Consider the following 11,104-nt stretch of genomic DNA (forward strand, 5'->3'; position numbering starts at 1 on the left):
TATGGCAACTGGTGAATTATCCGCTAAAGCTCCTATCATCGAAAAGTTGGCAAGTAAGACAGTTACTCCTAATACAGGTATGGATAAATCGAAGTCGATATCAGAAGTCGATAAAAAAGAAAAAGCTTTACTAAATCAACACAAAAAACGTTCTGGTAAAGTAACTGCTAAAACAGAAAAGTCCTTAATTATTTCTGATGGAAATACAAGTTTAGATGCTATGGTTTCTTCCCCTGAAATCCTTAAAGATATTCAAATTGGAGATAGCGTTACTATTTATGCACCTATTTTTAAGGATGGTCTTGTATTTGGCCAGCCCGATACAGCTAACTATGCAATTGTTCAAAAAGAAAATGAAGAAAACGTGCTAAAAAAACAATATAAAATGCACACTGGAAATGTAATCAATAAATCAAATGACGCTATTGAAATTTCTAATGAGGATTCGGAGGATTCGACTGTTAGTGCTATCGTCTCCCCTGAAATCTTACAGGATATAAATATTGGAGATACCGTTACTATTTATGGGGCATATTTTATGAATAATATGGCAACTGGTGAATTATCCGCTAAAGCGCCAATCGTCGAAAAGGTGGAAAAATAAGCAATAGGTTTCAAATAAGAAAATCCCCATACCAATAAGTATATAGATGCTATTGAACTAACATCTATGACTGTGTTATTTATTAAAAATCGAAATAAATTTGCTTTTTCTAAAGCTAAAACAAAAAGCTTCTTATAATTAAGAAGCTTCTTGTCTTTTGTATAAGTGAAATACTTTCGTGGGTATTTTATTATAAGCTAAGTAGTTTAGAGTTTCATGTCTTTTTACAGTACAAATGTACAAGGACAAGAATCTCTAAACTATTTAGACAAGAAAGTCTAAACTTTCACTTTGACGTATTTGTTATAACATTTGTTGTTTGTATTGTCCCAACAGGTCCCGTCATTCCCGTTGGGAAGGTAATCCCAGGTAGTGGTGAGAAAATTGCTCCTATAAATCTAGGGTCTATAAAACATTTGGGATTAGACGATTTTCCGAACCGATTCAAATCAACACCTCCTTTCTTTCAAGATTCATTAAATATAAAATGAATTAATTGGTTAAAATAATAAAAAACACTTTTTTATTTTCATATGAAAACTCTAATTAAATCATTCATACTCTTAAAAAGCCACACATATTATCAAGTACTCTTTTAGAGTAAAAGTCTTGAGCTAATTAAATTTGTCAACATTTCATACATTGAACAAATAAGGTATGGCCAATTTATAATCACTTATACCTCGAATGAAAAAAAGATATTAATTTCGCAAATTCCATCAGAATCTAGTCCTTTATTTGGACAAAAAATCGTTCTAGTCAAAACTTTAAAATTGATAATTTACCTGTAGGGACTAAAGAATTAAAATGGGTTATTGAGCCTTCAGAGAAAGATCATCCTTCTACTATCTCTTTCAATGTAATGATTGATGTTTCCTTGGGTACCAATTCTATTCGTTGGAAAAATATTTTACATGTATCTAGGACTAAGGCTTACACAAATACTAAATATTATATCGCAAGTCCAATTGGTGCCACTAGCAAATTCACTGTAAAAATATACGCTATTACAAATTAGAAAATAAAAGAATCCCATTGGAGTTCCTTTTTGATGGAATACCATTTGGATTCTTTTCTGCTTTCATTTCGTAAACATTAGGATGGTGATTAAATTTATTAGTATATCATTTAAACCATTAAGGGATTTATATTTGGAACGAACCTTTACTCTCAAAGAAAAATTCAAAAATGTTAACTACATTTTCCCACTTATCATTTATTCAAAACTGGCTTCCAAAGCGATAGGGAAAAAATCCAATTTGTGTCACCATTGCCTTGATAATCTTGAACTGCTTCATACACTTTTCCCTCATGTACTACTCTATCACCTTTTGTATATGCTTTTCTTGCATCCCATTTTTCATATGTGGAATCCTCTGACTTTGTTATTACATTTAATACATCACTTCTACTAGATTCATTTCCAGCTAAATCCACCGCCGTCACTACATATTTATACGATGTATTAGCCTTTAATTCTTTATCCATAAAGGATGTATTATCCGTTGTCCCAATTTTATTCATAACTCCAAAGCTTTCTCTATATACAATATAGTGGTCTACGCCTACATTATCTTCAGACGGACTCCACATCAAGTCAACAGTTGTTGCTGTTGTACTCATACTATGTAATCCTTTCGGTTGAGTCGGAGCTTCTATATCTGGGATTTCATTTGTTGTCTTAACCTTTAGTTCTTCACTTTCTTTTGATATGTTTCCAGCAGAGTCTAACGCCTTTATTGTATAGGTATATTCCGTATTTGCTTTTAGTTTTTTATCAATAAATGTTGTACCTGGTACCGTATCAATTACTTCCCCATTGCGTAACACTTTATATTCCTTTACACCTATATTATCCGTAGAAGCCTTCCATGTTAGTGCAACACTATTGGCAGTAACCTTAGACGCATTTAATTCAGTTGGTTGACTTGGAGCTACTGTATCGGGAGTTTCATTATTTACTAGATTTACATCAATCACATTATAAAACGCATTTGACGTATCTGATACATCCCATACAGCTAAAATAACATGATAACCATTGCGATCAGTTGGTACATTAATTGTATGTGTTATATTATTTGATGCAGCAGAACCATCATGTTTCACAGTTCCAATTGGTTCTAATTCAGCACGTGTTAATGGTTTATTAGGATCCCATCCCTTTTTTGTAATGTAATAATGCCATTTACTTGTAGGATGTGCAGCTGTATATTTCCATGTAAAGGTATTTGCTCCACCCTTAATCGTGTTTTTGAACCAGCGATTTGATGTTTGTTGGTCAAGAATTCCTCCAAACAGTCCTCCTGCCGAAGCGATTTTTCCATCAATCGGTCCCCCATCTGGGAATCCTTTAGGTGCTTCTAGGCTTTGAGGTTCGTACATTATATTTCCACAATTTAAATTCAATGCTCCATAATTCTGACTACATAAAGCAGCACGGCTACTTGGCTTTTCAACAAATCCATGTGCATAAGCACTTTGAGGAATCATAGTAATAGCCGTTACCCCTGCAGCTAAAACACAAGCCCCAATTCCTTTTTTACTTTTTCTTAATCTTTCAAATTTAGATGTAAGTTTCAAATTCATTCTTGTCCCCTCAATATATTATTGTTATTGTTATCGCTAATATAATAGCAATATAGAGATAAACGAACAAATTACTAATAAATATACTAATACCTCTCATACATTGGTACGTTTATTATTATTTTTAATCTCATATAAAAATAAAATAAATACAATAAGTCTATTTTGTAATATTATGTATTAATAGAGGAATGAAAACACCACTTAATTTCACAAAAAATTCAAATATTAATTTAAAGAATAATATTTAACCTTATGTAAATAAAATACACTTTTAAAGTAAAAAAAGTCTAGAAGGAACTGGTAATACCAGTTTCTTCTAGACTTCACATTCCTATTATATAACTTGCAAATAAATCATTTCTAAAGCTAAATTCACACATATTTTCTAAACCTTAAAAAACACAATAAATAATCTACTTATATTCACATTGTGAATGTACACAAATCCTTTAACCTTAGACATTTACTCCTATAACCACATAACTACTGTAATTTATATATTGATTTGCTTCAGGATGTTCAAACTCATATATTAAAATTACCAGGCAGAATGAACTACTCACCACTTGGCAAAACATAAAGTGGGAGCTTCTCAGTTACACGACGAAATTAACCTTTCGTTTTCCTGATTGTTTGTCCAACTTAACTTTATAGTCCTTTTTAATAGTCATCTCCTACCCTGTTAATCCTTATTTTAAACAAATCATCAAGAGATTGATTATATAAGATAAGAAAGAGAATTAAAAACCCAATTCCCCCCATAACATTCTAACAATTTATTGTATTATTTTTACCTAATAAGGTACAGAAGCAAAGGGAAAAACTTCAGTATGCTTGAGGTTTAATACTAACGTTTTTAGGGTGAAACGTTTAAAGGGTACATTACTGAATTTTTATTAAATGTTCCTGTACCTAATATTTAAATTAACTTATGTCAAACTATTTTACAATACAGGTGTTTAACGTTACATATTTCTATATTTAATGGTACATTTCATCAACATACCTCCCCTAATCTTTATGCTAAATATAGAAAATTAAGCTCATTAGGATTTATTTTTGGAATTCTAATCATACCAAATGAATAGATTAGGCACATAATTGTCACAAATTAATAGTTTATTTTTTTCAACCATGAAAACTTTATTACCACTTTAATATTTACTTTTAAACTAAAACACATCTATAGCTACTTAATAATCCTTTAAATACTCTTTCAAAAGTGTCGATAGTTTTATATTTTTTATTTTTTTATTGTACATTTGTACATTTGATGTTAGGATTATGCCTATTAAAATTGAATCCTAACGATTCTTCTTTATAATTCCTATATTTTTATTAACGAATAAAAATATAGATTCTAAAACATGATCAAAATTAGAACAAAATTGTCGTTATTTTATAATGAGATCATGAAATACCTTTAGAATGGAATGATATATGCAACAACGTGTTAAGGGGTTACAGGGGGAACAAAAATGAGAGATTTTTTTGATGATAAGTATAAAAATATTGAATTAAAAAGGAGGTTAATCAATTTAATAAGTGAAATTAGCGAATTCAAAGGAAAATTAGCTGCTTATCAGGAACAAAATCCTGACATATTTAATAGTTTAGAAAAAACTATACCACTACATTACATAAAAAATTTCACTACTATTTTTGAGGATATAAAAGTTCCTAATAAAAGATTAAAAGAACTTATTTTAGATGATATAGTACCTCAAAATATTTCAGAAGATGCTATTTTTTGTTATTATCAAACACTTTCTTTTGTACATAAAAACTCCTGTACTTTATCAATTAATCCAGCAACTATACAGGAATTACATTTTCAACTAATACATTACCTTACCTCTGACAGTGCCAAATGGCGTGAAAAACCTTTTATTATTCCAGGTATTCCTGAGCATGGAATGCACTTGAATAGTTACCGCATTCTTCCGCATGAACTCATTCCACAGTTTATGGAGCAATTATGTGATCAATACAACTCATTAGATACTAGTAAAGGGCTACATTCACTTTTATTAATAGCTCGTTTTATATTAAATTTTTATTGTATAGTCCCTTTCAACCAAGGTAATGGTAGGCTAGCATTTATGTTAATGCAGTTGCTGCTAATTAAGAGTGGACATACATTTGTAAAATATGTATGTTTGGATAAGTATATTAAGAAAAATGAATCTGAATATTACAATTCAATTTATAAATCTTCGGTAAATTGGTACTGCGAGGAACACAATAGTAGCTTTTGGTTAAAAACGTTTTTAACTATTATATTAGAGGCTTACAAAGATCTGCATAACACTGTTCTTGATTCTATATGTAAACATACTAAAGTCGAGAGAATTCAAGATTTTATACTTAAACAAAAACAACCCTTTACTAAGGAAAATATTCGTAACAGATATCCAGACATTGCAGAGAGTACAATTAGTAAGGCTTTAAATTCCTTGCAATTATTTGGCCATATTAAGCTAGTTACAAAAGGAAGAAACGCAAAGTGGACTAAAGTTTGACCTTACTTTTAAAACTTTTACGGTTCAAAAATTCAATTATAACGTTATCAATTGTTTTTATGACTTTGGGCTCAAATTCATGGAATTTCATTTTAATTTTAGGCTATTATTATTACTTTAGTTATATCTAATTACTACAAAACATCTTATAGGAAAAGGTACGTTTCCCTCCACCTTTTCCTATAAAAATATGAGATATCAACATAGAAATGTTGTCGAAAAAAGTCGTATTTTAATATTTTTTCTTTATTTCCTGATTGTAAACGTTTCAATTTCATGTTACCATCTTAATCAAACAATAGATGGTAATAAAAATGCAAATATTTCTTTCCCTTAGAAACATATAAACGTACGGTAATCTCAAGGATATAAGGCCAAAGCAATATTTGATACCTACCAACTAATAGGAATTTTGCGCATATATTTTTCTGTTAATTCAGAAAAAACATTTTGTCCCTAAACAAAATTTGTTAGCGCGCAAACTTTAATTACACTAGAACACCCAAATAAATGTAATGTCTTTTTAATTGAACATTAAGATATGAAAAAAGAATTCTTCCTACAAAATTCAGCTGATGAACTTAAAGACATCTAAATTACTACCTTAAACGCCATCTATTGTTGACAATATATTTACCAACTATGAAAAAGAGCCTATCAAGGCTTCTTTTTTGTTATAATCATTCAAATTTCAATTCTATCTTGATACTTAGATTCCCCCACAAATCACCTCTACTTTTTTGCTCTCAATTATTAATTTCCGTTCCCAATTTGTTTAAATTTGTGAATAAAATTCCATCTTATAAAAATAATAAATACAACTAATCGTTATATATTAAAGAGGTGTCAATTTTGTCTTTAAATGAAAAAGTCTTAGAAACTAAAACAGATAAAAATATTGAAAAGATCCAAACAAGTAATTTAAAAGAACTTAAAAATACATTAGATAACATCTTTGATATTAGTGCAGATTTAATTGAACACCCTTTGCAATTAAAAACAAATACGAATATTCTACTATATTACTTTGAAGGCCTTACTGATGGTGTTGCTTTAAAAGGCAATGTTGTTACACCATTATTACAAGAAGTAAATGAAGACAGTCAAATATTTAATTCTAATATTATCGCTACTCATGCCAAAATAGTATATACATGGAATGAAATTAAAGAAGGATTACTTGAAGGTCAATGTGTACTATTTATGGAAGGAGAAAATCGTTCACTTCTAATAAATACAAAAGGCTGGGCAGAGAGAGCAATTCAAGAACCAATTTCAGAAGTTACTATTAAAGGATCGCATGATGGATTTATTGAGAATGCCACAAAAAATATAGGCTTAATTCGTCGATATCTTCCTTCTGCAGAGTTAAAAATCAAAAAGCTGACGATTGGAGAACGAGCAACTTCTGTTGTTTATTTAATTTATTTAGGTGACGTTGCAAATGCAGATGTAGTTCAAGAAATAGAAAACAGAATCTGTAGAATTAAAACGGATGCGGTATTAAGCATTGGTGAACTATCTAATTTTACAAAGGATCAAAATTGGTCTCCTTTTCCACAGGCTTATTTAAGCGAACGCCCAGATGCTATTTCAAATCATATACTTGATGGAAAAGTAGCGGTGTTAATGGATAGATCCCCTGGCGCAATGATTGTTCCAATGAATTTAATTGGATTCTTTCAAACTCCAGATGATTATAATATTCATTGGCTCATTGCATCATTTTTTCGCTTATTACGATTTGCAGGGTTTATTATAGCTATTTTTTTACCAGCATTTTATATAGCTATAGTCTCTTTTCACTTTGAAATCATTCCTATAGATTTATACACTTCTATTGCAACGTCAAGAGTCAAAGTCCCTTTCTCTCCCTTATTGGAAGCTTTTATAATGGAAATCACACTAGAAATGCTACGTGAAGCTGGTATTCGCTTACCACAACCAATTGGACAAACCATTGGAATAGTTGGAGGGATTGTAATTGGACAGGCGGCTGTTCAAGCTGGTCTTGTTAGTAACGTTATGGTTATTATCGTATCTATTACAGCCATTGCATCATTTATTGTTTCTAATTATGATTTATCAAGTTCTATACGCCTTATTCGTTTTCCAATGATGTTATTGGCATACTTTTATGGGATTGTAGGTATCGTTAGTGGATTAATGCTCTTATTCGCTCATTTTGTTTCACTTACCTCCTATGGTTCACCATACGGATTGCCAATCGCGCCATTTCGGCTTCAAGAATTAAAAGATTCTTTTGTAAGATTTCCTATTTCTATGATCACCACCCGCTCGAGTACAGGACAGCCGAAACAAAAAAAGAAAAAAGAAGGTGGTTCGCATGGGGAATCTTAAATTCCAAAACATAACTTTATTCGAATTTATTATTTTCATTCATTCACTGCAACTTGCATCAGGTATGTTAATCATGCCAAGCCCACTTGCTACTACGGCTGGCACAGATGGCTGGATTTCTATCATTCTTGGTTGGATAACTACTTCTATAATCGGCGTATTTATTGTATTAATGTTACAAAAAAATCCCAACAAAAATTTCTCACAAATCCTAAAAACGTACTTTGGTAAATGGATAGGGACAATTCTTTTTCTTTTATATGCCTTTTATCTATTTTTTGCTGGCTTTAATACTTTATTAAAGGCAACTGATATTGTAAAAGTGTGGATATTCCCTTCCACTCCTGCTTATCAAATCACCATATTATTACTATTACCATTTATTATTTTGGCCCTGAGTGGGTTAAGGGCTCTTACTAGTTATTCTATGCTTGTTTTCTTCTTCACTACTTGGATGCCACTATTTCTTCTTTTTTCACTAAAGACTAACTACAACCCTTTACACCTATTACCTATTTTTAAAGATGGATTATACCCTATTCTAAAGGCAACAAAAGAAACCATTACTCCTTATGCTGGCTTAGAACTTACATATTATATATACCCGTTCTTACAAAAAAAACAAAAAGCCATAAAAGGACTACTAATTGCGAATACTGGAACCATGTTTTTCTATCTATATGTGACTATTCTTTCTTATATATACTTTAGTCCGGAGGGGATAAAAGACGTAATCTGGCCAGTATTTCATCTGTTAAAAGGGGTTCGTTTTTCTTTCATGGAACGATTAGAAATTATATATATCGCTTACTATTTAATTGTATTTTCCACTACGATATATCCATATTTATTTTTCAGTTTTAAATCTGTGACCATTTCACTTCAAAAAAACGCCCGCAATTGGGCGCTGCTTGCTTTTATGTTATTTATAGTTGGCCTATTTATTTTCCTAAATCCCGATGTGGATCAATATTTGTTTATATATTCTCTTATGGATATCTTAAATGTCGTTTTCTTTATTCTATTACCAATCTTATTTTTCGCTTACAGTATTCTTTTTACTTGGATTACTAGGAGGAAACAACTTTGATTCGAAAATGGATATGGATTGTAATTTGTTGTGTATATTTAATTGGTTGTAGTCAGAGAATTCCTCTTGAGAAGGTTTCATTAATCCTGTTAATTGGCTTGGATAGAACCCCTAATGGAGACATAAAAGTTGGAACAAGCATACCACTCTTTCATCATAAACAGCCAAAAAGCACTATAGAACATTGGACACAAGCATCTACTGTATATACTGGATTCAGTAAAATAGATACGAAGTTAACTGGCTTTATGACAGCTTCCAAAGCTGAAATCATTTTAATTGGGAAAAAATTAGCGCAAGAAGCAAATTGGTTGCAGGAGCTTGATTCCTCTTATCGTGATCCTTACGCTACCATTAATGCTAAAGTAGTACTTGTAGATGGACCTGCAGAAGACATTTTTAAAATTCATAAGCCTAATAAACCATCACTTTCATCTTATATAAATGGTGTAATCGAATCCTCAATTCAAAATAACCAATCCGTCTCTTCTACAATTCAACAATTAATGAGAGAACAAAATGAAGAAGGCATGACGCAAACTGTTCCAATTATCAAAAAAACAAAGAATGAAATCGACACAGTAGGAATTGCATTTTTAAATCGCCAAGGGAAATATTTAACTCATATCCCTAAAAAAGATGTTAAATTTTTCAATCTTATAAATAAGCCAAAAAGTAACGGCCGAATGATACTACACCTTTCGCTTCCCCCTAAAAAATTTAACAAAAAAACAAACACTTCTATCTTCATACAGAACGCGAAAAGAAAGGTAGATGTTAATTTTCAAAACGGAAAATTTGTATTTAATTTCAATATATATGCTAATGTAGCTTTAATAGAAAAAACCAATGCGAATTTAATTAAGGGGCACTATGATAATAAAAAAAATATAAATAATTTAAAAAGTGCTATTCAAAAAGAAATTAATGATAATTTGCAAAATATGTTAAATGAAATACAGCAGAAGAAAATTGATCCAATTGGATTATCCCTATATGCTAGAGCTTTTCAATACAAAGAATGGAAAAAAGTAAAAGGAGATTGGTTGCAAGCGTTAGCAGAGGCTAAAATAAATGTAAAGACACACGTCAAAATAAAAGATACTGGGACCATTAGAAATTAGTCTAGCATTTAATAGCATTTCTCAAAGGAATCACAAATTGTTCTAGTGATTCCTTTGTTCTAAAAGAATAATGCTTTGTTTTAATGAAAATATCTTTTCCTGTCAAAAAGCTTAGTTCAAAGAAAAACTTCCTATCTTCTTCTACTTATCCTATCTGAAAAGGAAACAGGGTGAAAACTATCTTAATTGAATATTAGTAATAGTAAGTATAAAGAATATCAATTTACTATATATTACATTTATGTAAAAATAGATGTATGTTAAGCTTTTTCAAAATCTTTCCCCTAATAAAGATTTGAAGTAGCATTTCATGATTCTCCTTACTGTTAATATGCCTTGAAAAAGAACACAATAGGGTTCTTTTTCTTCTGATTACATCCTCAGTAATTACTTATTTAACATACAAAAAGGACTGACAATTACTTGCAATCCTTTTTACACCTTAATATACACTTGTATTAAGTACTTAACTCTTTATTTAGCATGCATATGAACTAAACCATTCATTATTATTTATATATAAAACACTTCAAAATTTAGAAATACACAATAACAAATCTTTCCCAACTTCCAGCTACATAACTATTAGCAGTTAATTCTCTACCACCATTTGCTGATATAAATCTACCATTACTTAACGCTTGTAATACATATATCCTATTGTCCCCACCATTATATAAGATAAATTTTTCCCATGCTCCAATTGATGTACGATCTGCTACTACTCTACCATTTGGCTCAAACGAAACGTACTTTCCATTACTTTTTGCTTTTAAAGCAAACGTATATAATTCCCCAGTCGGAATTAATT

7 protein-coding genes and 2 pseudogenes are annotated in these 11,104 nt (G+C 30.6%); 6 read left to right on the forward strand and 3 right to left on the reverse strand.

Features of this window, described 5'->3' with window-relative positions:
* A pseudogene (locus HMPREF2590_RS12735) lies at positions 1–604 on the forward strand (S-layer homology domain-containing protein); the annotation flags it as partial.
* Between the two features lie 286 nt (positions 605–890).
* Here HMPREF2590_RS12735 and HMPREF2590_RS30345 read toward each other — a convergent pair.
* On the reverse strand, positions 891–1,052 hold the full coding sequence (locus HMPREF2590_RS30345) for an exosporium leader peptide-containing protein (protein ID WP_153601870.1): 162 nt from the start codon (positions 1,050–1,052) through the stop codon (positions 891–893).
* A gap of 235 nt (positions 1,053–1,287) precedes the next feature.
* Between HMPREF2590_RS30345 and HMPREF2590_RS12740 the strand changes: the two are divergent.
* A pseudogene (locus HMPREF2590_RS12740) lies at positions 1,288–1,622 on the forward strand (phosphatidylinositol-specific phospholipase C); the annotation flags it as partial.
* A 194-nt stretch (positions 1,623–1,816) separates the two neighbouring features.
* Here HMPREF2590_RS12740 and HMPREF2590_RS12745 read toward each other — a convergent pair.
* Positions 1,817–3,193 carry a lytic polysaccharide monooxygenase gene (locus HMPREF2590_RS12745; RefSeq protein ID WP_001049833.1) on the reverse strand — a complete coding sequence of 459 codons (1,377 nt, stop codon included), beginning with the start codon at positions 3,191–3,193 and terminating at the stop codon, positions 1,817–1,819.
* A gap of 1,481 nt (positions 3,194–4,674) precedes the next feature.
* Here HMPREF2590_RS12745 and HMPREF2590_RS12750 point away from each other — a divergent pair.
* The 4 genes from HMPREF2590_RS12750 (at position 4,675) to HMPREF2590_RS12765 (ending at position 10,293) form a co-directional block, all read left to right on the forward strand.
* On the forward strand, positions 4,675–5,718 hold the full coding sequence (locus HMPREF2590_RS12750) for a Fic family protein (RefSeq protein ID WP_001204207.1): 1,044 nt from the start codon (positions 4,675–4,677) through the stop codon (positions 5,716–5,718).
* Positions 5,719–6,570: 852 nt separating this feature from the next.
* Positions 6,571–8,079: a spore germination protein gene (locus HMPREF2590_RS12755; protein ID WP_000055717.1), complete on the forward strand. Its 1,509-nt coding sequence runs from the start codon at positions 6,571–6,573 to the stop codon at positions 8,077–8,079.
* Positions 8,066–9,169, forward strand: a complete 1,104-nt coding sequence (locus tag HMPREF2590_RS12760; RefSeq protein WP_000527370.1) for a GerAB/ArcD/ProY family transporter — start codon at positions 8,066–8,068, stop codon at positions 9,167–9,169. Before HMPREF2590_RS12755 ends, HMPREF2590_RS12760 begins: the two co-directional genes overlap by 14 nt.
* On the forward strand, positions 9,166–10,293 hold the full coding sequence (locus HMPREF2590_RS12765) for a Ger(x)C family spore germination protein (protein WP_000619988.1): 1,128 nt from the start codon (positions 9,166–9,168) through the stop codon (positions 10,291–10,293). The genes HMPREF2590_RS12760 and HMPREF2590_RS12765 overlap by 4 nt, the downstream gene beginning before the upstream one ends.
* A gap of 536 nt (positions 10,294–10,829) precedes the next feature.
* Here the strand turns inward: HMPREF2590_RS12765 and HMPREF2590_RS12770 are convergent.
* Positions 10,830–11,104: fascin domain-containing protein (locus HMPREF2590_RS12770; protein ID WP_481747577.1), on the reverse strand; the 275-nt coding region annotated here is incomplete at its 5' end.

The sequence above is a fragment of the Bacillus sp. HMSC036E02 genome (assembly GCF_001836235.1).
GTDB lineage: Bacteria > Bacillota > Bacilli > Bacillales > Bacillaceae_G > Bacillus_A > Bacillus_A cereus.